The sequence below is a fragment of the Flavobacterium sp. genome, assembly GCF_039595935.1.
Lineage (GTDB): Bacteria > Bacteroidota > Bacteroidia > Flavobacteriales > Flavobacteriaceae > Flavobacterium.
The window spans coordinates 691301-716785 of sequence record NZ_JBCNKR010000004.1; the positions used below are offsets into that span (position 1 = coordinate 691301).

A 25485-nucleotide genomic window follows, 5' to 3' on the forward strand; every position below is an offset into this window, starting at 1 on the left:
TATAGATCTCAATGAATTTAATACGCTTTGCACTCCGCAAACCCATTTCCATATTAGTATTGGTTGCGGGTCTATTTTTCTTCGGAATTGGTGCCATCAAAGACATTAAGGTAGATATTCTGCCAAAAATGAATTTGCCGGTTATATACATCGCGCATCCGTTTGGAGGTTATACACCAGACCAGATGGAGGCTTATTTTGCCAAAAACTACGTAAACGTTTTACCATTTTCTAACGGTATCAAATCCGTAGAAACCAAAAATATTCAGGGGTTAATGATCATGAAATTAACCTATTATGAAGGAACCAACATGGCGCAGGCTGCTGCCGAGTTAAGTGCGCTTTCAAACCGTATTCAGGCGGCTTTTCCTCCGGGAACACAGCCTCCGTTTATCATTCGTTTTGATGCTTCTTCATTGCCAATTGGGCAACTGGTTTTGAGCAGTAAAATACGTTCAAACAACGAATTACAGGATTTAGCCAACGTTTACGTTCGTGCTTCCTTTACTTCTATTCCCGGTTTATTATCTCCGGCTCCCTTCGGAGGAAGCCCAAGAACTATTGAAGTAAACGTAGATCCGGATTTATTGCGTTCGCACAATATGACACCAGATCAAATTGTTGAAGCAATTCGTGTAAACAACCAGACGGCTCCATCAGGAAACGTGCGTATGGGCGATAAAAACTACATTACGCCAACCAACAATACGATTAAAGAAGTTAAAGATTTCGAACAGATTCCGTTATTCAAAGGAAGTGTACAAAATTTAAAATTAGGTGATGTGGCAACGGTAAAAGACGGTGCCGATATTACAGCGGGTTATGCTTTGGTAAACGGAAAACGTTCAGTTTATATTAGTATTGCAAAAGCCGGAGATGCTTCGACTTGGGATGTGGTTCAGAAATTGAAAAAAGAACTTCCTAAAATTCAGAGTACTTTACCGGAAGACGTACAATTATCGTATGAATTTGACCAGTCTGTTTATGTAATTAACTCGGTTAAAAGTTTGATTACCGAAGGTATTATCGGAGCGGTTTTAACGGGATTAATGGTTTTATTATTCTTAGGAGATAGACGTGCCGCTTTGATCGTAATTATGACGATTCCGATTTCGGTTATTTCGGGAGTTTTATTCCTGAAATTATTTGGACAAACAATCAACTTAATGTCTTTATCAGGATTGGCTCTTGCTATTGGTATTTTGGTGGACGAAAGTACGGTTACGATTGAGAATATTCACCAGCATCTCGACATGGGAAAACCAAAAGCACTCGCTATTTGGGATGCCTGTCAGGAAATTGCTTTGCCTAAATTATTGATCTTATTATGTATTTTGGCGGTATTTGCACCTGCTTTTACGATGGTCGGCATTCCGGGAGCATTGTTTTTACCTTTGGCTTTAGCAATTGGATTTTCAATGGTTATTTCATTCCTGCTTTCGCAGACATTTGTTCCTGTAATGGCGAACTGGTTAATGAAAGGACATGAAAAACACGCACATGGACCGGAAATTACAGATGACGAAGCTGAATTTAATGATTGTGGTCTGACTCCTGAATCTGAACAAAATCTGATCACTCAGAAAAAAGGATATGTAGAAAGAGAAGACACCAATAGCAATGGAAAAATAAGTCTTTTTGAGCGTTTTAAAATTCGTTTTATGAGAACTCTCGACCGCTTATTTGTACATAAAAAAATAACAACGGTTGTTTATCTGGTTTCTGCCATATTACTAGCGGTTACATTGATTACTTTTATTGGTAAAGATGTATTTCCAAAAACCAATTCAAGTCAGTTTCAGCTGAGAATGCGCGCTCCCGACGGAACACGTTTGGAAAGAACAGAAGAACAAGCGATCATTGTTTTGAAAGAATTGAAAAAAATGGTGGGCAAAGAACACATCGGAATTTCTTCTGTATATGTTGGACAACACCCGTCTTTATTCTCAATTAACCCGATTTACCTTTTTATGGCGGGTTCACACGAAGCTGTTTTCCAAGTGAGTTTGAAAGACTATGAGGCAGACATGGACGAGTTTAAAGACGAATTTAGAGCCAGACTTAAAAAAGTACTGCCTAATACTAAAGTTTCTTTTGAACCAATCGAATTAACGGATAAAGTTTTAAGCCAGGGCTCTCCTACTCCAATTGAAATTCGTATTGCAGGGAAAGACAAAAAACGAAATGAATTGTATGCCAATCAAATCGTAGATAAACTAAAAGCAATTTCGTATTTCAGAGACGTGCAGATTGGTCAGCCAATTCACTATCCGGCAATGAATATTGATATTGACAGAACCCGTGCTGCCGAATTAGGAGTTGATATGAACGATATTTCACGTTCGCTTGTAGCTTCGACCTCATCATCACGATATACGGAAAAAAATACATGGGTTGACGAAAGAGCGGGATTATCATACAACGTTCAGGTTCAGGTACCATTAAATAAAATGAAAAGCAAAACTGATATTGGAGAAATTCCGGTATTAAAGAACTCGCTTCGTCCTGTTTTAAGTGACGTTGCCAAAATTACACCAACTGTAGTAAGTGGAGAAAATGACAATTTAGGGGCCATGCCGTACATTACCGTTACTGCCAACATCAACCAGACCGATTTAGGAACGGCTACAAATGATGTAAGCAAAACAATTAGTTCATTAGGCGAGTTGCCGCGTGGTTTGTTCATAACGCCAATTGGATTAAGTACTGTACTGACAGAAACATTAAGCAGTTTACAATCAGGATTATTGGTTGCCGTATTTGTAATCTTCTTAATGTTGGCCGCTAATTTCCAGTCGTTCAAAGTTTCGCTGGTAATTTTAACAACTGTTCCGGCTGTAGTTTTAGGTGCTTTATTAATGCTTACCATTACAGGTTCTACGCTTAACTTACAATCGTATATGGGGATCATCATGTCGGTTGGGGTTTCTATTGCCAATGCCGTTTTATTAGTCACGAATGCCGAACAGCTTCGAAAAATAAACGGAAATGCTTTAGAATCTGCGAGAGAAGCGGCAGCGCTGCGTCTTCGTCCGATTATCATGACATCTGTTGCGATGATTATGGGTATGTTACCAATGGCAATTGGACACGGTGAAGGAGGCGATCAGGTTTCTCCGTTAGGAAGAGCGGTTATTGGTGGATTATTATTTTCTACATTTGCCGTACTGTTAATCCTTCCGCAGATATTTGCGTGGGCACAAGAAAAAACAACGACACAATCTGTTTCTTTAGATCCTGAAGACGAAGAAAGCATCCATTATATTTCATCAATAAGTAAGTCGAAAGTTGGAAAGTCATAAGGTCGAAAGTCGAAAGTCATAAAGTATAAAGTTACAAACGTCGCGAAAATACTTCGATAAACTTTTATACTTTCCGTATACTTAAAAAACATATTTATCATATAAAACCAAAAAATGAAAAATAAAATACAATATAGCGCGCTGTTTTTCGCAGCATTATTTTTCCTGAACAGCTGTAATTCTAAAAAAGAAGAACCAGTTGTAGCAGAAATCGAACCTAAAACAGAAACGTTTCTTTTAGAAAAAGAAAAACTGAGCACAGAATTGCGTTTACCAGCCGAATTAACTGGTTTTCAACAAGTAGACTTGTATGCAAAAGTGAGCAGTTTCGTAAAAACCTTAAAAGTAGATATTGGTTCTAAAGTAAAAAAAGGACAGCTTTTAATTGTTTTAGAAGCGCCTGAAATCACTTCACAATTAGCTGCAGCCGAATCGAGACTAAAATCTATGGAAGCGATTTATGCAACCAGCAAAAGTACTTACAACCGTTTGTACGAAACGAGCAAAGTAGAAGGAACTATTTCTAAAAACGATTTAGAAATGGCAAGCGGAAAAAAGAATTCTGATTACGCACAATATCAGGCAGCAATTGCAGCTCATAAAGAAGTTTCGATTATAAGAGGTTATTTAGAGATTCGTGCGCCTTTTGATGGTGTTGTAGCAGCCAGAAACGTAAACTTAGGAACATTTGTTGGTCCGGCAGGAAAAGGATCTGATTTGCCTTTATTAACGATTCAGGAGCAAAGTAAATTACGTTTAGCAGTTTCGGTTCCGGAATTGTATACTGGATATTTACATAATGGCGACGAAATGAGTTTTAACGTAAAATCGTTACCGGAAACTTTTAAAGCTACGATTACCAGAATGTCTGGCGCTTTAGACTTAAAACTGCGTTCTGAAAGAGTAGAAATGGACGTTCACAATACAAAAGGTAATTTATTACCAGGAATGGTGGCTGAAGTTTTATTACCGCTTAACGCAAAAGACAGCACATTTGTAGTTCCGAAATCAGCAGTGGTAAGTTCTGCAGAAGGTTTGTTTGTCATTAAAGTGGTAAACCACAAAGCAACAAGAGTTGATATTAAAAAAGGTAGAGAAATCGACGACAAAATCGAAATATTTGGCGACTTAAACCCAAAAGATAAATTGGTTAAAATTGCCAGCGAAGAAACTAAGGAAGGTGACCCAATAAACGAATAACCTGCGTTTAGCCTTCATTTTAGTGATTACCAATTACTGTACGCTTAATGCGGCATTTTAAAATAGTTACTGGTTTTAAAATGCAAAATCTAAAATTTGCCTAAGGGGCGGTGCTTTTTGTACCACCTTTTTTTATGCTCTCTTGCAAGGTTTTTAAAACCTTGTATATAATAATATATTGATTATTTCAGAATACTCAGAATTTATTTAACTATTGAATAAACAGGTAAAACTACTTGTTTATTTCATTTTTTTTATTGTTAAAATTGTTACGGATTAATTAAAGTCAATATGGTTTTCCATAAAAAGATCTACCATGAAAAAATGATATTTGTTTAATACTTAATTTTTAATCAAAACAAAATATATTATGTCATCAATAAACTTACCTAGTTTTTCAGTTGCAGGGTCAATTGTAAAAATATTAGAAAAAATAAAGACAGCAGGAACTCCTGACAATTTTAATGGTGATTTTCTAACTACTACACTTGGCTTTAAAGGTGGCAATTATAGAACTTTTATTCCTTGGGCAAAGAAGATAGGTTTTATAAATAGTGATGGTACTCCAACTGCATTATACAAAAAATTTCGTAACCCATCCACTTCAAAGAGTAGCCTAGGTGAAGGATTAAAAAAAGGATATGCTGAAATTTTTCTTAAAGATGAAAATGCTGATAAGCTTGATAAGGCGAACCTTAAAGGCTTAATTATGGAAGCTACTGGGCTTGCACATGATTCAAAAGTTCTTGAGAATATTGTAAATACATTTTGGAATGCAAAATCTATTGCAGAGTTCGGAGATATCGAAGAGAATATTTTAGATAATTCAATTCCTCAAATTGAAAAGCAAGTCACTTCTAGTTCTGATAGCATAAAAAAAAGAGTAAATCTAGGTTTAAACTACACTATTAATTTAGTTTTACCTAAAACTGACGATCCTGCAATTTATAATGCTATATTCAAATCGTTAAAAGAAAACCTATTAAATGATTAATTTTATGGATATAGAAGCTAGAATTAAATTATTTGTGCTATCAAATTCTTTAGCAGAAAATTCTTTAGACAAGATTGAACAAGATATTGATATTGATCTAGGCAGAAAAACTAAAGAAGAAATTAAAGAACAAGATTACTACAAGCAATTTGATTCATCTTTTAGAAAAGAAGCAAGAGACATGGGAAAACATTATGAAGTTTTCTATTGCCTAGAAACATCAATCAGAAGTCTCGTTCTCCAACTTATGTTAGAAAAATTTGGGGAAAACTGGTGGGATTTAAAAGTAAAAGAAGATATAAGAAGAAATGCAGATGGTAATATAAAACGCGAAGCCGAATCAGGTTTTACTCAAAGATCGGAGAGAAAAATTGATTATACTACCTTTGGTGAATTAACTGAAATAGTAAAAGCTAATTGGGAAGCATTTGAAAATCTATTTAGAAATGAACGAGCTTTCATCAAGATTATGAGTAGCTTAAACCAACTTAGAGGACCAATTGCACATTGTTGTCCGTTAGCAGAAGACGAAGTTGTAAGATTAAACTTAGCAGTAAAAGATTGGTTTAGATTAATGGAATAATTTATAATATAATTTTTTTTACAAAAATTGAAAAAAATTAGCTTCATTAAGCTAGAGCAAATATGTTAGGACAACAAACCAGCTAAAATTTAAAATGTAATTACATAAATAAAATTATTGTAAAAATATTTTCAACTGTGTACGAATGAAGTCCATGCGAGTAATGGGAATATTTAACATATTGCAAAAAAACTAAAAACGACCAAAATGAATTGCGTTACAGATTATCATAGAATAATACTTGCATTAATTATCATCATCATTGGCGGGCTTGCCGGCCTCATAAATTTCTTTACGTATTACTTTCAACAACGCGAAGATAAACGTGAAGTAAAAATTGTTATAAAATATTTACTTAATAGTATTGGGGCAGCAATTCTTGTTCCTCTTTTACTGAATATGTTATCAAGTAATTTAATAAAAGACAATAATAAATTTGATTCAATAAACTACTTTGTTTTCGCAGGATTTTGTTTCATTGCAGGCTATTTTTCCGACAGATTCATTAATTCAATGGGTGAGAAAATTTTGAAAGATTTGCAAGAAACTAAAAATAAAGCTAATGAGGCTATTGACTCGGCAAAAGCTACTGAAGAAAAAGTAGATGTATTGGTTTCAACTGAATCAGAATCGGATACAATAGAAATAGAAAAAAAAGAATTAAAATCTATTCAAGATATTTTACCTGATAATTTAAGTAATTCTCGTAATCTTATAGAAAAAATTATAAAAGCTTTTGACCATTCAAAATTTAAATTTAGAACTTCTCATGGAATAGCTAAAGTTACAGAGTCAAATCGTTTTGTAGTTATAAAAATACTAGAAGAATTAAGAACGCTCGGTGTAACCAACAAAATTGTTTCAAAAGAAGACAATACTGTTCTTTGGAGTTTAACTAACCTTGGAAGAGAACTTTTAGAAAGCAGCAAAGAATAGTTGTATTACTGCAATCACATTGATAGTGACTGCGCTAAAGAAAGAAATCAAAACAAAAAACCTCGATCTTAAAAAAAATCGAGGTTTTTCAATTAAAACACTATTCACTCAAATAAGGATTCAAAACCTCCGCCAATTCATTAAGCCAATAATAATTGTCTTCAAAATTAGTTAGTCCTATTTGGAGGGTTTCATGTTGTCGCATTACGGCTAAAGCTAAAATGCAGTTTACTTGTCTTAATACTTTCGCCATATCTTCGGGATCTATAATATGGTTGAAAAAATCAAGCAGCCTTGTTTCGGCTTCTTTGGAAAGTGTGTTTGTTTTCATAATTGTCGTAAAATTAGGAATATAAAAACCCTTGCATTTTAGTGTTCCTAATACTTACGACAGTATTTGCGGTCGTTTCCGATACCGCACACATTATGCAAGGGCAAATCTTTTTTAATTTCAAAGTCGTAATATTAGGAAATCCAAATATACGAAAACTGTTTAAAAAGAAAGATTTTTCTTTCAATTATATTTCTATATTTATCAACTTTATATTATAGCAAATGTATAAAATCATTAGTAGAAATAATATTTTAAAATTATATGAATTGTCTCGAGAAAGTCCCAGCGGGGCGAAATATTTATAGAAACAATTTTACCCATTTCAAAAGAACCCCAGCGGGGTGAAATCTTGTCTACAATATGTCGCTCCGCTGGAGCTTTTGGTCGGTGCGTTTTTTTAATCTATAAATATTTCATTCCTCCGGAATTTTCTTTTGCAGATTTAAAAAACACATTTTAATTAAAAGAATCAATTGCCTCCAGCTTTAGCTGGAGGTTTAATAATAAACATAGTATGGCTTTAGCCAAAATGCTTGTTTTGGCTAAAGCCATGTTACTATTTAATCTTATAATGCCCTAGTTAAAACTAGGGGCTACACAATAAAAAAATGCAAGACCAAAATATGATCCTGCATTTTCCTAATTTGATAAATCTAAATAGAAATTTCTTTTTTAGACTCTCTGGCGCTCGTGTATTCCCTCTTTAATTTCTTCGACCATTTTTTTATTAAAAGCGGGTAAATCATTTGGGTTTCGGCTGGTTACTAATCCGTTGTCAACGACTACTTCTGAGTCTTCCCATTGTGCTCCGGCATTTTTCAAATCGTTTTTAACAGAAAAGAATGAAGTTACTTTTCGACCTTCTAAAACATCAGCATCAACCAGAATTTGAGGTCCGTGACAAATTGCGGCTACTGGTTTTTTACTTTCAAAAAAGGAACGAACAAAATTTACTGCAGCTTCTTCTCTTCTTAATGAATCAGGATTTATAACTCCTCCAGGCAGAACCAAAGCATCGTAATCGGCTTCATTTGCCTGATCTAATACAACATCAACATTATATTCGTTGCTCCAATTTCCGTCTTTCCAAGATTTGATGGTTCCAGATTTCAAACTGACGATATCTGCATTCCAGCCTTGCTCCTCCAGATAGGCTTTAGGCGATGCTAATTCTGATTCTTCGAAACCGTTTGTGGCTAATATGGCGATATTCTTTTTCATAATTTCAAATATTTAAACGTTATTAATTTTTGATTTACCTAAAATTAGTTATTTGAAAAAGCCAGAGAAAACAGAACGTGTTAAAGCTTTCTTTAATAAAAGTTAATTAATTGACAATCAAATTTTTATTAAACAATAAAATGAAATTATATAAAATTTAAGTCAATTTGGTTTACTATTTTATACCCTATATTAATTTTTGGAATTCGATCATTACTACTTGCTATTATTCTTTTTTTGATTACGCTAGAGTTATAACAGACAAATATTTAAAACAAAACCTCGATCTATAAAATCGAGGTTTTGTTTTAAAAGGATAACTACAGTTGTCATTCAAATAAATATTCCAAACTTCTGCCAATTGATTAAGTTTCAAAAAAAAGCTTATTTTAATATAATTAAAACTTTTAGAGGCTGTTTTTATCAAAAGCCATGTCTTACATTTACAAACCTGACCCCAAAAACAAAATATTTTTTTTATGCCCATTACTGTAAAAATCATCCAATTATTGTCTCAAAAATACAATTCTAACATTAGCATATTAGGTGATTTTCAAACACGCAAACCGGCTTCAATTCTCGACACTTTCAACAAAACAATATTTATCGCTTTAAACGACTCAATAGCTTCATTTAAAGATCAAAACGGAAATCTATGGCTTACTGCTATAGACTCTTTTAGCGTTGATGGTCAGGAGCATTTTCCAAAAACAGGTGATTGTTTTACCCTAAAAAACGACCTGAAATATAGTTTTGTTTCAAAAGAAGAAGTTATAACAATGGCCGAAGCCTATTTTGAAAAACACAAACTTTAGCTATTGAATTTTACATCAAAAATTTTGTACACTTTTTAGCTGCGTATATCTACGGTATTTCTAAAAAACCAGACTGCAAATCTTGGACATTATTTGATTTTAACTTAATATTACATCAGCTAAATAGACCCAAATTATTACATGAAAAAAATTATTCCTTTATTACTTCTTATAGTATTTTATTCCTGTGATCAGGTTCCTGCCAATGAAAAATTTGACAAAAAAACAGTTGAAAATAAATATTCAATCTCTGTTCCCGAAAACCTTGGCGTAACTACCGAATTAAATAAAGAAGCTTCTTTGCAATTACAAAATCCGTTGGATGAATTTTATGTTATTGTAATTGATGAATCTAGCAGTGATTTCGTAAATGCTATCGAAAATAATTTATTAAATGCAACTCCGGATCTTGACGGATATTATAATGCGACTTTAAGTCACTTAAAAAAAGCTGATATTAAGAATTTTAAAATATACGATATCAAGAAAAAGAAAATTAATTCTTCAAATGCTATTGTGTTTTCAATCTCTGGATCAAGCGACGGTTTTGATATTTTTTACCGATTTGCAATTGTACAGGGAAAAGAAAGATATTATCAAATTATGTCATGGACAGAGTCGAGAAAAGAAAAACAATATACCGAAAGGATGAACAGAATTATCGACTCTTTTAATGTAGAAGAAGCTGGATATTCTAAGAAAAATAATCATTTGGCAAAGGACAGGACTAAAAAGTAAATATTTATATTATAAAGCAATAGACATATATAATGCATTACATCATAAAGAGCAATTTAAATCGATTAAAGAAATGCGTTATCAATTCTTTCGAAAAAAATAATAATGTCCTGTCAATTAATTTTCATCTTATTGAATTAAGCAATTTTCTCGAAGAAGGTTATCAAAATAAAATTACAGCTAGAAAGTCAGTTTTAGTACTTAAAGATATTATTTCAGAATCATTTCATTTTAATAGATCTAAAGAAGAAACGGATCTAATTAATATTAATAATGATTATTACATCACAGATATTAAACAAATTGTAGAAATAGAAAATTATATAGAATTGGATATTGTCACATGGAAAAATAATCAACCTTATGATGAATATGATGACACCGATTATATAATATGGAAAGTTAAAGCTAAGTCCTTTCAACTACAATGGAATAGTTTTACATATTGGTAGTTATTAATTCTACCTCAAATCTTTCTTAATTACCAAATATTTCAAATCGGTATTTCCAGCATTTTTGATTCCGTGTTCTACGTTTGACGGACAGTAAAGACTGGTATTTGGTCCGGCAGTTATGGTTTTTCCGTCGAGATAGAATTCTGCCGTGCCTTCCAGAATATAGAAAAGTTCTTCTTCGATGTGTTTGTGTGGCGCATGTGTTGATTTTCCGGGTTCGACAATACTCATTTTAAGGGTGTTTTCCAGAGTAAAATCTTTATCGGCAAACCAGTATTGATATCCCACTTTTGTTTTCGTGGCTTTGTCTATTTCAAAATGATTGACACAGTTTTCGATTGTGTATTTTGGTTGTCCGGTTTCTTTTTTGGTTTCCTGAGAATAGGTTTGCTGGAGAAACAAAACTGCAATTGTGGTTTTTATTATGGTTGTTGGTTTCATTTTTTTATTGTTATGTTACGAAAAAATCTCTTTTGTTTAAACTGGACTGAAGTCCAGCCCTACAATATGGATCATTCCTTCGGAATTTTATTTCTTTCAAAGAAAGAGCCAACGGCTCGAGCTATTTTGTAGAGCTGGACTTCAGTCCAGTTTAATAATCGAATCATTCCGCCGTAATTCTCTAAAAAAAAATCACATTGGCTCTTAAAAATCCTTCAATAAAGGATATATTTTTTTAAACTTGTTGAACGCAGCTTCATACACACTTTTATTTTCTGTATTAGGAAAATAGGTTTGTCCGGTTTTGTTATCATTTATGATCTCCTCGCCGATTGATTTTAAACCTATAAGAACAGCTCCCCAGGAAGATCCTTCGATAGTTTGCGAAGTTTCAACCTGCATCTGAAAAATATCAGCAACCATTTGGAGCCACAGTTCGCTTTTGCCAAATCCGCCGCTGGCCATAATTTTTGTTTCTTTTCTAAGTTCGGGATCCGGAATTAAAATCTCTGTGATTTGGAACAATCCAAATAAAATTCCTTCTAAAGTAGCTCTTACCAAGTGCGCTTGTGTATGCGTAATCTGCATTCCTAAAAGGGTTCCCTGAGCCGAAGCATCCCAAATTGGCGCACGTTCTCCCAATAAATAAGGTACAAAAAGCAGTCCGTCAGAACCCGCAGGAATTTTTGCGGCTTCTTCAATAAGAACTTCTAAAGATTGTTCGGTTTTCAGCAAAGTTTCTTTCAGCCATTGTAAAATTATCGCACCATTATTGACAGCACCTAAAGTAAGATATTGATTGTCCATCAAATGATAACACTGCGTGCGCATTTGGTCGTCAAGATAAGGTTTCTCAATAGGTAGCCGCACTGCTCCGCTCGTGCCAATAGTCAAAGCAATACAATTTTTGTTCATGGCGCCTGTTCCGAGATTGGCCAGCGCACCATCGCCACCGCCCATTATATAAAGAAAATTATCTGAAATTCCTTTGCATTGATGTGTGACTTCGCAAACTTTAGATAGTTGATGCGGCTTAATGTTTAAGAAATTTAAAACTTCATCATCCCAATCTAAAGTATGAATGTTTAACAATCCGGTTCCGGAAGCCATGGAGGTGTCTGTATAATATTCATTGGTCAAATGATGCCAGATATATTCTTTTATACTGATGAATTTATAAGTTTTGGAAAAAAGTTCAGCGTCAAATTCTTTAAACCAGGCAATTTTTGAGAAGGGAGAAAAAGGATGAATTGGTATTCCGGTTTTTTGATAAAAGTGTTTTCCCAGATCTGAATTTTTAAGTTTTTCGGCAATTCCCGTAGCTCTGTTATCAGCCCATAAAATAGCGTCTGTCAGTGGTTTTCCATTTTCATCAATGGCAATAACGCTTTGCATCGCCGAACTAAAACTGATAAACTGAGGCTGAATTCCGTTTGTAATCTCGTTAATGCATTCCTTTACGGTTTGTAGAATTTCGTATGGTTTTTGAACACTCCATTCCGGCTTGGGATGATACATTTCGTACGACTTCACAATTTGTCGAAGCACATTTCCCTGTTTATCAAAACAAACGGCTTTTGTAGCTGTTGTTCCTATGTCGATGCCAATATACAATGCTCCCATATTATTTATTTAATCCATAAATTTAAAAGTAATACTCCAATTGATTCCATTACTCCTAATTGTCTTGTAAAAATATTACTTTCTACACGTAAAAAGTCGCCATTTAAAATAAAATGTCAGAAATAAAAACTACTTTTAAAAAATTCAAAAACAACCCTTTTTATAATGAACCAATTCCAACTTAAAATAAAATCACTCCTCATATTTGTTATTTCTTTAACTTTTACAAATTTCTTATCCGCTCAGACATCAAAAGAAAAAAGCCATTCCATAATAGCAAAAGGGGCAGTTCTCACAAAATTATCAGATCAATTCAGTTTTACAGAAGGTCCTGCTGTAGATAAGAAAGGAAATGTTTATTTTACGGATCAGCCTAATAATCGAATCATGAAATGGTCGGTTGATGGGAAACTTTCTGTTTTTATGGAAAATGCCGGAAGAGCTAACGGTATGTATTTTGATCACGCAGGCAATCTTTTGGCTTGCGCCGATGAAAAAAATGAGCTTTGGAAAATAGACCAAAACAAAAATTATACTGTAATACTAAACAATTTCGAAGGAAAAAGGCTGAATGGCCCTAACGATCTTTGGGTTGATCCAAAAGGCGGTATCTATTTTACAGATCCTTTTTACCAAAGAGATTACTGGAAACATACCTCCAAAGAAATTGAGAAAGAATGTGTTTACTATTTATCTCCGGATAAATCCAAAATTACCAATGTTGCGAATAACCTTGTAAAACCAAATGGTATTATTGGAACTTCGGATGGAAAAACCTTATATGTAGCAGATATAGGAGCCAATAAAACGTACTCTTATACAATTGAAAGTAACGGTTCTTTAAGCAAAAAAACGCTTTTTACTGAATCAGGTTCAGATGGAATGACAAGAGACGAGTCCGGTAATATTTACCTAACCGGAAATGGAGTTACCGTATTCAACCCCAAGGGAGAAAAAATAGCTCATATTGATGTTCCTGAACCTTGGACAGCTAATGTTTGTTTTGGAGGAAAAAAATTTAAAACATTATTCATTACTGCCAGTAAAAGTGTTTATACGATACAAATGAACGTTCGGGGAATGAAATAATTTATAATACTTGCCAGATTTTGATTGAAATTTTATTTATTTTTTCAGACTGGACTGAAGTCCAGCCCTACAATATTGTTAGAGCCGCTGGCTCTTTTTTGTGCTAGTAACAAGAAAAATTCCTGAGGAATGTCCCATATGGTAGAGCTGGACTTTAGTCCAGTTGAGCATAGAATTTTTTTATTTTGTTTTGCTGCATAAAATTATGAAAAATGATAAGATTTTATCAGACTTCCCTATCGCTATCGGGAAAACAGTATCCTTTTGCGGTCTCATTAAAGAAACTAGACCACAAAAAATAGAGTGTCGAGCTGGACAAATGGTCTTGAAAAAACAAAAATGTTCTGCTCCTTAAAAAAATAAGACTGATAAAATCTCAATAAAATCAATGCTTCGCAAACTTTTTTGTAAACACTTATTGTACGATAAGAAAATATTATGATAAAAATATTTTGTAATTCGAAAAACCGCCATACATTTGCCTAACAGTGTTAAACAATTTAATACTTAATGAAAATGGCTAGTAAAGATCGAATTTTAAGACAAAAAGAAGAGACAAGAAGTAACATTCTTGGGGCTGCTTATGACATCGTAAAAGAAGACGGCTGGAATGGTTTAAGTATGCGCAAAATTGCTGATAGAATCGAATATACTGCTCCTATCATTTATGAATACTTTTCTAATAAAGATGCTATACTGACTGAATTAACTAGTCAGGGTTTTATTAAACTGGCAAAAGAATTAGAAAAGGCGAAAGCTAAATTTGAAAAACCTGAAGATCAATTAGAAGCCATGTGGATGGCTTATTGGGATTTTGCCTTTACAGATACTGAAATGTACCAGGTAATGTTTGGGGTTCAGATGAATTGTTGTTCGCAGCAATGTTCACTTTCAGATTCGCCTTATATGATGTTTACAGCTGTTATAGCTGAAGTCATGAAAGACAGTAATCCGGATCAGGAGATTATTAAACAAAAGTATTTTACTTTCTTCTCTATTATTCATGGTTTAATTGCCATCAATATTATAAACAGAAACGGAGCATTAGAAAGTATCAACAATCAAATTTTGAAGGATGCCATTGGCGGTATCATCAAATCAATACAATAAAAAAATTTTCAATATCACTTAACAGTGTAAAATGATTTAAGGATAACATAAAATCCTTTTTTTTGAAACAATTACTTAACACTGTTAGAAAATTTAATCTAAGTAATCCGAGTTTTTTTACTCTTTTACTTAACAGTGATAAATAATTTAATACCAATTTAAAAACACAACAAAAGAAGATTTAAAAGGAAGTTTGCGCTCTTTTACTTAACAATGTTAGATAATTTAATTTAATTAGATATGAATCCCGAGAATGTCAGAATACCCAAAATTTTTAAACGAGAAAATGTTCAACCAATTAAAACCATAATGAAAATGAAAAATGTAATTATAACCAGTTTTATTCTGGCATTAGTACTAAGCAGCTGTGCCGATAAAAATCAAGGCCCTGCTGCTCCGCCACCTCCGGTTTTACCTGTGTTGGCTATTACAAGTGCAAATACTACTACAGACGCTGAATATCCTGCCTCTATACAAGGAACTGTTGACGTTGAAATTCGTCCTCAGGTAAGCGGAAACCTAGATAGAATTTTTGTTGATGAAGGTGCTTATGTAAACAAAGGACAAACTTTATTCAAAATAAACGAACGTCCGTACCGTGAGCAGTTAAACAATGCATTGGCAAGTTTACACGCAGCCGAAGCAGCTTTAATCAACGCAAATTTAGAAGTAGATAAATTAACTCCTTTAGTTCAAAACAAAGTAGTTTCTGATTATCAGTTAAAAACAGCTAAAGCTTCACAAAAAATTGCTGCTGCAAATATTGAACAGGCAAAAGCTATGGTAGGTTCTGCTAAAATCAATTTAGGATACACTAATGTTACTGCTCCAGTAAGCGGATATATTGGAAGATTACCTAAAAAACAAGGAAGTTTAGTTTCTGCTTCTGATGTTGAGCCTTTAACTACTTTATCAGATGTTCACGAAGTATTTGCTTATTTCTCTTTAGGTGAAACTGATTTCATCAACTTTAAAGAGCAATACGCCGGAACTTCTCTTGGTGATAAAATCAAAAAACTGCCTCCTGTTACTTTGATTTTAGCTGATAATAATGCTTATCCGCAAACCGGAAAAATTGATATGGTAGACGGACAGTTTGATAAAACTACCGGAGCTATTACCATTAGAGCGACTTTCCCTAATAAAGGCGGTGTTTTACGTTCAGGAAACACAGGAAGAATCCGTTTAGGGTTACAGCATGACGATGCGATTTTGGTTCCACAATCGGCTACAGTAGAAATGCAGGATAAAGTATTTGTTTTCACAGTAGGTAAAGACAACAAAGTAACCAAAATGCCAATCGTAGTTGCAGGTAAAAGCGGTACCAACTATTTAATTAAAGAAGGTGTAAAAACTGGCGACCAAATCGTACTAAGCGGAATTGACAAACTTCAGGACGGACAAGCAATTCAGCCTGAAAAATCAACCAAAGTTGCCGAAGTAACTAATAAAAAATAATTCTAAAACACAATGTTCAAAATATTTATACAAAGACCTGTACTGGCAACCGTAATTTCCATTTTATTGGTAATTCTGGGAGTATTAGGTTTAACTAAACTGCCTTTACAACAGTTTCCTGATATTGCGCCACCATCGGTTTTGGTAACGGCGGTATATCCTGGAGCCAACGCAGAAACGGTTTTACGTTCTGTGGCACCTTCTCTGGAAGAATCTATAAATGGTGTAGAAAACATGACATATATGAGTTCTACTGCCAGTAACGACGGTACTTTGGCTATTACCGTTTTCTTTAAACTGGGTACAGATGCTGACCAGGCTGCTGTAAACGTTCAAAACCGTGTTGCTCAAGCAACCAGCCAGCTTCCTGCCGAAGTTGTGCAGCAAGGTGTAATTACAGCTAAACAGCAAAACTCTTTCATCATGGCAATTGGTATGTATACCGATGATGAAGCAAAATACGATCAGACATTTGTTGCCAACTATGCACAGATCAATATTATTCCGGAGTTAAAACGTATTCCGGGTGTGGGTTCTGCCAGTATTTTTGGTGGTGTAAAAGACTACTCTATGCGTGTATGGTTAAATCCAACACAAATGTCAACTTATAAAGTGACTCCAAATGAAGTTATGGCTGCCATTCAGGACAAAAGTTTGGAAGCGGCTCCGGGTAAATTTGGAGAAAGAAGTAAAGAAGTTTTTGAATACGTTATTAAATATAAAGGGAAATTAACTAAACCTGAAGATTATGAAAATATTGCTATACGTTCTAATGCAGATGGTTCAGTACTTCGCTTAAAAGATGTGGCACGAGTAGAACTTGGAGCTTACTCTTATAACAGTTTAACTCGTTTAAATGGTAAAAAAGGAATTGTAATCGGGGTTATCCAGTTAGCAGGATCTAACTCAAATGATATTCAGATTGCCATTAATAAGATGATGGAAAAAGCTTCTAAAGATTTTCCAACAGGTATAAAACACAATATTTTCTATAGTACAAAAGTATCTCTTGACCAGTCTATCGAACAAGTTGAGCATACTTTACTAGAAGCTTTTATACTGGTATTTATTGTAGTATTTATATTCCTGCAAGATTTTAGATCAACATTGATCCCGGCTATTGCTGTACCTGTAGCAATTTTAGGAACGTTCTTCTTCATGCAGTTATTCGGATTCTCGATCAACCTTTTAACACTTTTCGCATTAATTCTGGCGATTGGTATTGTGGTCGATGATGCCATTGTGGTGGTCGAAGCCGTGCATGCGAAAATGGAGCACAAACGTTTGTCTCCAAAAATCGCAACCCATGAAGCAATGCACGAAATAACGGGTGCTATTATCTCGATTACGCTGGTAATGGCTGCTGTATTCCTGCCGGTTGGTTTTATGGAAGGCTCAACAGGAGTTTTCTACCGTCAGTTTGCCTTTACAATGGCAATTGCAATTGTAATTTCGGCTGTAAATGCCTTAACATTAAGTCCGGCGCTTGCTGCGTTATTCTTAAAAGACAATCACGGATCTCACGATCACGATGCGCCTTACGAGAAAAAAGGATTTAAAGAAAAATTCTTTAGTGCTTTTAACAGCAGTTTTGAATCGCTTACCAACCGTTATATTGGCGGAATTAAATTCTTAATCAGAAAAAAATGGTTGAGTTTAGGCGGATTGGCAGTAATCACAATTGCTACAATTGTAATGGTAAAAACAACTCCTGCAGGGTTTATTCCAACAGAAGATCAGGGATTTATTGCGATTGCAGTAAATACACCATCTGGAACATCTTTAGACGGAACTCAAAAAGTTATGACTGAAGCTGAAAATACTTTAAAAGCATTAGACGCTTCACGATTTGTAACCGCAATTTCTGGTTTCAACTTATTGACGAACTCTACAAGTCCATCTTCTGCGGTTGTATTCGTATTGCTGAAACCAAACGAAGAACGCGGGGAAGTAAAAAATATTGACGAAATCATGAATCAGGTTCGTGGCAAACTGGGCGCTATTTCTGGCGGAAGTTTCTTCGTATTCAGTTTCCCAACTGTTCCCGGATTTAGTAACGTTGAGGCTTTAGATTTAGTTCTTCAGGATAAAACCGGAGGAAAACTGGATAAATTCAGCGGCATTTCTCAGGAATTTATCGGAGCATTAATGAAACGTCCTGAAATTGCAGTAGCTTTTACAAGTTTCAAAGCCGATTATCCTCAATTACAATTGGAAATCAATGATGAAAAAGCAAACCAATTAGGTGTAAATGTAAAAGATATTTTGCAGACTATGCAGGCTTATTTTGGTAGTGCGCAGGCATCTGATTTCAACAGATTTGGTAAATATTACCGAGTTGTAGTTCAGGCTGATATTCAGGACAGAGCTGATCCTACAGCAATCGACAGAGTGTTTGTAAAAAACAAAACCGGCGAAATGGTGCCAATAAATACTTTAGTAAAACTAACTCGTATTTATGGTTCAGAAACCGCTTCAAGATACAATTTATTTAACTCAATTTCTATTAATGCCATTCCGAAACCAGGATTTAGTTCAGGAGATGCTATTAAAGCAATTGAAGAAGTAGCAGCACAACAATTGCCTGCAGGTTACGGGTATGAATTCTCGGGCCAGACTCGTGAGGAGATTTCGTCTGGAGGACAATCTGCAACTATATTCTTACTGTGTTTGATATTCGTTTATTTCTTACTTGCTGCACAGTACGAAAGTTACATTTTGCCTTTGGCAGTAATCTTATCAATCCCTGCAGGTATTTTTGGAGTATTCGCCGCTATTGGTTTAACTGGAATTGAAAACAACATTTATGTACAAGTTGCACTTGTCATGCTTATTGGACTTCTTGCCAAAAATGCCATTTTGATTGTCGAGTTTGCGGCACAAAAAAGAAGATCAGGTCAGGCGTTAGTCAGAGCTTCTATAGATGCAGCAAAACTACGTTTACGACCAATTATCATGACGTCTCTTGCTTTTGTGGTTGGTTTAGTACCTATGATGAGTGCCAAAGGTCCATCTGCACAAGGTAACCACTCTATTAGTATTGGGGCAGCCGGAGGAATGGTTTCAGGAGTAATTCTAGGTTTGTTTATCATTCCTGTTTTATTCATCATCTTCCAGCATTTACAAGAAAAGGTTTCTGGAAAACCAGTTGCCGTAATTCATAACGAAGAAAAATAATAAATGGAAAACTATATAACCACAGCCTTAGTAGCCATTATAATTGGCATAGCTTATATATCGTACAGAATCTCGAAAGATCTTGAAAACAGACAAGATACTTGTACAGAAATTAAATAAAAAGACTAATGAAAAATCATATAACCAAAATCGTGACCTTCGCCATTCTGATCACGACCTTAATATCCTGTAAAGTTTCGAAGGATATTGAAACTCCAAAAGATGCATTTCCTGAAAATTTCAGGAATGCATCAACTTCGAGTGATACAACAAGTATTGCTGATGTGGAGTGGAAAAACTTCTTTACAGAAAAAGATATTATAAAATTAATAGACAGTGCCGTTGCCAAAAACAACGATCTGTTGATTGCCGAAAAAAACATTGAAATTGCGCAATACCGTTTTACACAATCAAAATGGGGAAATGTACCTCAGGTTAATTTATTTGTAAACGCAAGTACAAGCAATCCGTCTGATAATAGTTTTACAGGATTAAACCTGAATCAGGCGATTGGAGCAAAACATATTGATGATTATTCTGCAGGCGCTTCACTTTCGTGGGAAGCTGATATTTGGGGGAAAATCAAAAACCAGAAGAAAGGTGCTTATGCAGGATATCTTCAATCAGCCGAAGTAAAAAAAGCTTTGCAGACCAATATTGTAGCCAATGTTTCAAGAGGATATTATAACCTTTTGATGCTTGATGCTCAATTGGATATTGCCAGACAAAATCTAAAATTAAATGATAGTACAACCAATATTATCAAATTAAAATACGATGCGGGTCAGGTAAGTACTTTAGCAATTCAACAATCAGAAGCACAAAAATTAAACGCAGCACAATTGATTCCGTTATTGGAACAAAATATTGCCATTCAGGAAAATGCATTGAGCGTTTTAACGGGTTCTTTCCCAAATGCAAAAGAAAGATCTGTTAAACTGAGTGAAATTGAAGTAAAACAAAATACTTCAATAGGAATTCCTTCTTCTTTAGTAAGCAGAAGACCTGATGTAAAAAGTGCCGAATTGGCTCTTAAAGCTGCCAACGCAAATGTCGGTATCACGAAAGCGGATTTATACCCAGCTCTCAGAATTACGGCTCAAGGCGGCGTTAACTCTTTTGAAACCAGCAATTGGTTCAATATTCCAGCTTCATTATTCGGAACCGTTGCAGGTGGTTTAACACAGCCTCTTTTAAACAATAAAAGAGTTAGAACGCAATATAATATTGCAGTTGCTGAAAGAGAAAAAGCAGTTTTAGCTTTTAGACAATCCGTTTTGGTTGCGGTAAGCGAAGTTTCGGATGCTTTGGTTAAAGTTGAGAAATTACAACAGCAGGAAACTTTCTTAAAAGAAAAAGTAAAAACATTACAACAGGCAATTAAAAACTCTAATCTGCTTTTCAAAAACGGTATGGCAGAATACTTAGAAGTTTTAACCGCTCAGGCTAACTTATTACAAAGCGAACTGGAGCTTGCCGATATTAAAAGACAACAACTCACAGCCAACACAGATCTATACCGTGCTCTGGGCGGCGGCTGGAAATAATACCCATTACAGTTAATTATTTATTTTTTGAGAGGAAAGCGCTGTGAAACTTCGGTTTCATGGCGTTTTTTAGTTTTGGCTGTTATGGCACGCGGATGATACTGATTCGCTTTGCGAAAACGCGGATTTATGCGGATTTTTGTCATTGCGAAGAACAAAGCAATCTCATTTACTAATTAAAGTTTAAAATATTCTGTGTTCTCATCTCACAGAAGGTCTTCGACTTCGCTCAGACTGACAAACATTATTAATAACATATTTACCACAATCTTGTCATCCTGAGGAACGAAGGATCTCCGCAAGAAACTCCACAAAGAAAATCTTCAATCTTAATAAAACTTATTACAATAAAAATTCGTGAAAATTTGTGAAATTCGTGGCAAAAACTTTCAATCATGACTTTCAACAAAGAAATATACCTCAACAATCTAAAACAAACCATTGAAAGCTATTACCCTATTTCCGATAAATCCTGGAAACTGATTGAAAGTATCACCGAATTTCAGACTTTTAAAAAAGGGGAAATATTACTCCAAAACGGAGAAATTGCCAAGAATCTTCATTTTATTGGTAAAGGAATCATCAGAACTTTTATTACAGACGAACTTGGGAATTTTTACAACAAAAATCTTTTTCTCGAAAATACTCTGGCCGGATCAAAAGTTTCATTGATGCTGCAAACGCCTTCAAACTTTACAATTGAAGCCTTAGAAGATTGTATTATCATCAACCTCAATTACAAAAAATATATTGAGCTGATTAATCAAAATGACGATCTCAAAAACTTTTATATCACCCATTTAGAGAAAAACTGGATTATCGAAAAAGAACAAAGAGAAGTCGCGCTCGTTATGCAGAATGCAACAGAAAGATATTTAAAACTTCTTGAAAAAAATCCGGGAATTGCCGATAGAGTTCCGTTACTGCATATCGCATCGCATTTAGGCATTACACCAACTCAGTTAAGCCGAATCAGAAAAAATCTTGAAAAAGATTTGTAAATCAACATATGTAAAGGCTTTCCTTAAAAACTCCATTTACCTTTGCTTGTATAATTAATTCAGCATTTACAATGAACAAAATAGATCTTATTAAAGACAATATCGATAATTTAACCTCTTTGTGGAAAACCGCCGCCACTCCTCTCCTTTCTTATCATAAAACTGATTTTTTAGAATTTTCTCAAATAAAAAATGCAGGCTGGCCCAACAGATTATGGTTTAGAAAAGATATCACTGCCGAAAATCTTCCGTTGATTCTGGAAACGATCGAAAAAAATCCCGGTTTAGTGGTTCCGTATTGGGATGTTTTTGGAAGTAATTCTAATGAAATTTTTGAAAAAAACGGATTTGTCATTCGAAATAAATTAACCGCTATGGCTTTGAAACTTGGTGACAAATTTACACTCCAAAACCATCTTACGTTTAAAAGAGTTTTAAATGAAGAAGATGCCAAAATCTGGTCAGATATTTATCCGTTATCATTTAATTATGTAATCGGTAAAGAAACATTGGTTCATAATTATGAGAATGTAAAATATTTTTTGGTTCATTTTGAAGAAAAACCAATTGGAACACTGGCACTTTTTCAAACCGGAAAAACAATGGGAATTCACGGCTTGGGCGTGATTCCGGAAATGCGTAAAAAAGGTTTAGCCGAAGAAATCATGAAATTCGGAATCAACCAAGCGATTGATGAAAACTGCGAATATGCTCAATTACAAGCTTCAGATTTAGGAAAAGGAATTTATACCAGATTAGGTTTTGAAGATTTGTTTGTGATTACGAATTACCAGCTTACTTAAATTCCAAATTTTAAAATCCAAATTCCAAATTATTACGATAGACCTTTGTCAAAGTTTGAAACTTTGACAAAGGTATTTTATCCCAGCTTTCAATTTTGTCATATTTTTTGTCATCCTGACGGAGGAAGGATCTTTGCAAGAAACTCTTCAATCAGGATAGACAATCTTTCTTGAATTACTAATGAAGATTCTTCGTTCCTCAGAATGACAAACTATAGCAAGCAATAATCTAAAATCTACACTCTAAAATCTAAAATCTCCCATCTTGTCGCAAATGCCCCTAAAATAGTCATAAATAGGTATTTCATGAAAAAATAAGAATAGTACATTTGTAATACATTAACTAATAACTATTTAAAAACAAACCACATGAAAAACGCTAAAATTATTTTTTGGGTTACTACAATTATTATTTTTCTATTCGAAGGTGTAATGCCGGCCTTTACTTCCCAAACGGAAATGGCCAAAGAAGGAATCAAACATTTAGGATATCCTGAGTATTTTGGAAATGCTTTAGTAATTTTTAAAATTCTGGGAGTTTTGATTTTAGTGATTCCGTCAGTTCCTAAAAATGTAAAAGAATGGGCTTATGCCGGATTTGGATTCGATTTTATCTTTGCTTCTATAAGTCATTTTGCAGTTGACGGAATTAATATTCAAAGTTTCTTTCCTTTAATCTTTTTAGTGATTTTGGCAATATCTTATATCTACTATCATAAAATAGAGCGATACAAAAATATCGCGCTGTAAATTCTAAAACGATGATAGAAGTTTTTAAAACAAATGTTCAGGAAGTTGAGCAATCGATTATGATTGTAGGGAAACTTCTTGAACATTTCCCAAACAGTGCTATCAATTTTGATCTCGAAGATTGTGATAAAATTTTGCGGGTTCATGCGCCTGCAATATCCAATCAAAAAATAATTGAAGTACTGAATTCAAATGGTTTTCATTGCGAAGTACTTCCGTAAAACCACAATTTATTGATTTACACAATATTGCAATAAAAATTGTATTTTTGAGAGACTAACTTCTAAACCATCAAAAAATGAATTTACCAGCAGAACACCAAACTGTGATGCCTTATCTAATTCTTAAAGGTGCAGCACAATTCATAGAATTTACAAAAAATGTCTTTGGAGCTTCAGAAACTCATACAAAAGCGCTGCGCGAAGACGGCAGTATTATGCATGCCGAAATTACTCTAAACGGCAGTACCATCATGTTTACAGAAGAAACCAGCGACTGGCCCAAACAAACCGCTAATTTGTTTGTATATGTTCAAAATGCAGACAAAACGTATCTAAAAGCATTAGACAACGGAGCAGTTTCTTTAATGGGAATGAGCGATCAGGATTATGGCAGAACCTGCGGTGTAACTGATCCGTTTGGAAATGTGTGGTGGATTACTTCCGTCAATTAACCAACTAAAAAATCAATAATATGGAAACAAACGTTCAAAAAAATATTGTTGAAACATTCAAAAAATTAAATGAGATATTTTCAAAATTCTCAGAAAATGAAATAAATCAGATTCCGTATCAGGGAAGCTGGACACCGGGACAAGTTGTACAGCATATTATTTTGGCCTGTTCGGGATATCCTCAATTATTTGGAGGCAAAACCGAAAAAACAACCCGAAAACCTGATGAAAAAATAAAAGATATTGAAGGTCTTTTTTTAAACTTCAGTATAAAAATGGATTCGCCCGTTTTCTTAATACCGGAGAAAAAAGAGTACAACAAAAACAAACTGAATTTAGAATTGCTTAGAATCGAATCTGAATTATTAGATTGTGCCGAAAAATATGATCTAACCTTAACTTGCCTTGATTTTCAGGTTCCGGGTTTTGATACCTTTACCATGTACGAATGGATCGATTTTGCTTTAGTACATACTCAAAGACATACACATCAATTGAACTCTATTTTTCAGCATATAACTAAACTTTAATCTCCTACATTTATATGAAACCAAAATCAGGAATTGTTTTATTTTCAGGTTTACTGGCCGGAACTTTAGATATTTTGGCCGCAATTTTAATTTACTCCGTCATTTTACAAAAAACAACAGCCGAAAAAATTATACAATCAATAGCAAGCGGACTCTTTAAACAAAATGCTTACACAGGCGGGTCGCAGATGATTTTGTATGGCTTGCTTCTGCATTATTTCATTGCATTTGCTTTTGCCTATTTCTATTATAAAATATACCCGCATGTTCCGCTTCTAAGAAAAAACATATTCCTTTCGGGTTTTGTGTACGGAATTTTTGTCTGGATTGTAATGAATCTTATTGTACTTCCGTTGGTATTTCCAAAGCTTCCGTCAAAAGAATTTGATTTCCCATTGATACTTTCTATCTTAATTCTAATCTTTTGTATTGGTCTTCCAATTGCTTTTATTACACAAAAGTTTTATCATAAAAATGTTGTAATCTAGGTTCAGGAACACACAATAATAAAAATATCAAAAAAAGCGAAATCAATACGATTATTGATTTCGCTTTTTTTGTGCCTGTTTTTTTCAGAAATAAAAATTTTTTAAGCTCATTTTTCTTTCTCTTCAAAATCCTGACTTTACTTACAAAAAGTTAATACATACAATGTTATTTTTCTCACAATTAACTAAAAATCAAAAATTTATGTCGTACTTTTAG

24 protein-coding genes are annotated in these 25485 nt (G+C 34.2%); 20 read left to right on the forward strand and 4 right to left on the reverse strand.

Going from position 1 to position 25485, the window contains the following annotated elements:
- The first annotated feature begins 11 nt into the window (after window positions 1-11).
- The 5 genes from ABDW27_RS03055 (at window position 12) to ABDW27_RS03075 (ending at window position 7015) form a co-directional block, all read left to right on the forward strand.
- Window positions 12-3302, forward strand: a complete 3291-nt coding sequence (locus tag ABDW27_RS03055) for an efflux RND transporter permease subunit (protein WP_343694584.1) — start codon at window positions 12-14, stop codon at window positions 3300-3302.
- A gap of 114 nt (window positions 3303-3416) precedes the next feature.
- Window positions 3417-4502, forward strand: coding sequence for an efflux RND transporter periplasmic adaptor subunit (locus ABDW27_RS03060; protein WP_343694585.1), 1086 nt, complete (start codon window positions 3417-3419; stop codon window positions 4500-4502).
- Window positions 4503-4872: 370 nt separating this feature from the next.
- Window positions 4873-5496 (forward strand): DUF5343 domain-containing protein, encoded by a 624-nt coding sequence (locus tag ABDW27_RS03065; RefSeq protein ID WP_343694586.1) that lies wholly within the window; start codon window positions 4873-4875, stop codon window positions 5494-5496.
- Window positions 5497-5500: 4 nt separating this feature from the next.
- On the forward strand, window positions 5501-6079 hold the full coding sequence (locus ABDW27_RS03070; protein WP_343694587.1) for a Swt1 family HEPN domain-containing protein: 579 nt from the start codon (window positions 5501-5503) through the stop codon (window positions 6077-6079).
- A gap of 207 nt (window positions 6080-6286) precedes the next feature.
- Window positions 6287-7015 carry a YEATS-associated helix-containing protein gene (locus ABDW27_RS03075; RefSeq protein ID WP_343694588.1) on the forward strand — a complete coding sequence of 243 codons (729 nt, stop codon included), beginning with the start codon at window positions 6287-6289 and terminating at the stop codon, window positions 7013-7015.
- Window positions 7016-7115: 100 nt separating this feature from the next.
- On the opposite strand, the gene ABDW27_RS03080 is transcribed toward ABDW27_RS03075, so the two are convergent.
- Together ABDW27_RS03080 and ABDW27_RS03085 are read right to left on the reverse strand one after the other, a co-directional pair.
- Entirely contained in the window at window positions 7116-7346 is a 231-nt protein-coding gene (locus tag ABDW27_RS03080; protein WP_343694589.1) for a hypothetical protein, read from the reverse strand.
- A 675-nt stretch (window positions 7347-8021) separates the two neighbouring features.
- On the reverse strand, window positions 8022-8570 hold the full coding sequence (locus ABDW27_RS03085; RefSeq protein ID WP_343694590.1) for a type 1 glutamine amidotransferase domain-containing protein: 549 nt from the start codon (window positions 8568-8570) through the stop codon (window positions 8022-8024).
- Between the two features lie 479 nt (window positions 8571-9049).
- Here ABDW27_RS03085 and ABDW27_RS03090 point away from each other — a divergent pair, with 479 nt between their 5' ends.
- The 3 genes from ABDW27_RS03090 to ABDW27_RS03100 all read left to right on the forward strand — a co-directional run bounded on the left by ABDW27_RS03090 (window position 9050) and on the right by ABDW27_RS03100 (window position 10575).
- Window positions 9050-9385 carry a hypothetical protein gene (locus tag ABDW27_RS03090; RefSeq protein ID WP_343694591.1) on the forward strand — a complete coding sequence of 112 codons (336 nt, stop codon included), beginning with the start codon at window positions 9050-9052 and terminating at the stop codon, window positions 9383-9385.
- Between the two features lie 141 nt (window positions 9386-9526).
- Window positions 9527-10123: a hypothetical protein gene (locus ABDW27_RS03095; RefSeq protein WP_343694592.1), complete on the forward strand. Its 597-nt coding sequence runs from the start codon at window positions 9527-9529 to the stop codon at window positions 10121-10123.
- 32 nt (window positions 10124-10155) lie between these two features.
- Window positions 10156-10575, forward strand: a complete 420-nt coding sequence (locus ABDW27_RS03100; protein WP_343694593.1) for a hypothetical protein — start codon at window positions 10156-10158, stop codon at window positions 10573-10575.
- Between the two features lie 9 nt (window positions 10576-10584).
- Here the strand turns inward: ABDW27_RS03100 and ABDW27_RS03105 are convergent, their stop codons facing one another.
- Window positions 10585-11019, reverse strand: coding sequence for a cupin domain-containing protein (locus ABDW27_RS03105; RefSeq protein ID WP_343694594.1), 435 nt, complete (start codon window positions 11017-11019; stop codon window positions 10585-10587).
- Window positions 11020-11223: 204 nt separating this feature from the next.
- A complete protein-coding gene (locus ABDW27_RS03110) occupies window positions 11224-12642 on the reverse strand; it encodes a gluconokinase (protein ID WP_343694595.1) in 1419 nt (472 codons plus the stop codon).
- 165 nt (window positions 12643-12807) lie between these two features.
- Here ABDW27_RS03110 and ABDW27_RS03115 point away from each other — a divergent pair, with 165 nt between their 5' ends.
- The 12 genes from ABDW27_RS03115 to ABDW27_RS03170 all read left to right on the forward strand — a co-directional run bounded on the left by ABDW27_RS03115 (window position 12808) and on the right by ABDW27_RS03170 (window position 25268).
- The gene (locus ABDW27_RS03115; RefSeq protein ID WP_343694596.1) at window positions 12808-13731 is read left to right on the forward strand and encodes an SMP-30/gluconolactonase/LRE family protein; all 924 of its coding nucleotides are present in this window, start codon (window positions 12808-12810) and stop codon (window positions 13729-13731) included.
- A 516-nt stretch (window positions 13732-14247) separates the two neighbouring features.
- Complete coding sequence (locus ABDW27_RS03120; protein WP_343694597.1) at window positions 14248-14841, forward strand: TetR/AcrR family transcriptional regulator; 594 nt, start codon at window positions 14248-14250, stop codon at window positions 14839-14841.
- Window positions 14842-15081: 240 nt separating this feature from the next.
- On the forward strand, window positions 15082-16299 hold the full coding sequence (locus ABDW27_RS03125; RefSeq protein ID WP_343694598.1) for an efflux RND transporter periplasmic adaptor subunit: 1218 nt from the start codon (window positions 15082-15084) through the stop codon (window positions 16297-16299).
- Between the two features lie 12 nt (window positions 16300-16311).
- Window positions 16312-19476: an efflux RND transporter permease subunit gene (locus ABDW27_RS03130; RefSeq protein WP_343694599.1), complete on the forward strand. Its 3165-nt coding sequence runs from the start codon at window positions 16312-16314 to the stop codon at window positions 19474-19476.
- Between the two features lie 128 nt (window positions 19477-19604).
- On the forward strand, window positions 19605-21023 hold the full coding sequence (locus tag ABDW27_RS03135; protein WP_343694600.1) for a TolC family protein: 1419 nt from the start codon (window positions 19605-19607) through the stop codon (window positions 21021-21023).
- Between the two features lie 395 nt (window positions 21024-21418).
- Window positions 21419-22024: a Crp/Fnr family transcriptional regulator gene (locus ABDW27_RS03140; protein ID WP_343694601.1), complete on the forward strand. Its 606-nt coding sequence runs from the start codon at window positions 21419-21421 to the stop codon at window positions 22022-22024.
- A 71-nt stretch (window positions 22025-22095) separates the two neighbouring features.
- Complete coding sequence (locus ABDW27_RS03145; RefSeq protein WP_343694602.1) at window positions 22096-22827, forward strand: GNAT family N-acetyltransferase; 732 nt, start codon at window positions 22096-22098, stop codon at window positions 22825-22827.
- A gap of 369 nt (window positions 22828-23196) precedes the next feature.
- Window positions 23197-23577, forward strand: a complete 381-nt coding sequence (locus ABDW27_RS03150) for a DoxX family protein (protein WP_343694603.1) — start codon at window positions 23197-23199, stop codon at window positions 23575-23577.
- An 11-nt stretch (window positions 23578-23588) separates the two neighbouring features.
- A complete protein-coding gene (locus ABDW27_RS03155) occupies window positions 23589-23798 on the forward strand; it encodes a hypothetical protein (RefSeq protein ID WP_343694604.1) in 210 nt (69 codons plus the stop codon).
- 77 nt (window positions 23799-23875) lie between these two features.
- Window positions 23876-24250: a VOC family protein gene (locus ABDW27_RS03160; RefSeq protein ID WP_343694605.1), complete on the forward strand. Its 375-nt coding sequence runs from the start codon at window positions 23876-23878 to the stop codon at window positions 24248-24250.
- A 20-nt stretch (window positions 24251-24270) separates the two neighbouring features.
- A complete protein-coding gene (locus ABDW27_RS03165) occupies window positions 24271-24780 on the forward strand; it encodes a DinB family protein (RefSeq protein WP_343694606.1) in 510 nt (169 codons plus the stop codon).
- Window positions 24781-24794: 14 nt separating this feature from the next.
- Window positions 24795-25268: a DUF1440 domain-containing protein gene (locus ABDW27_RS03170; protein WP_343694607.1), complete on the forward strand. Its 474-nt coding sequence runs from the start codon at window positions 24795-24797 to the stop codon at window positions 25266-25268.
- Window positions 25269-25485: the final 217 nt, after the last annotated feature.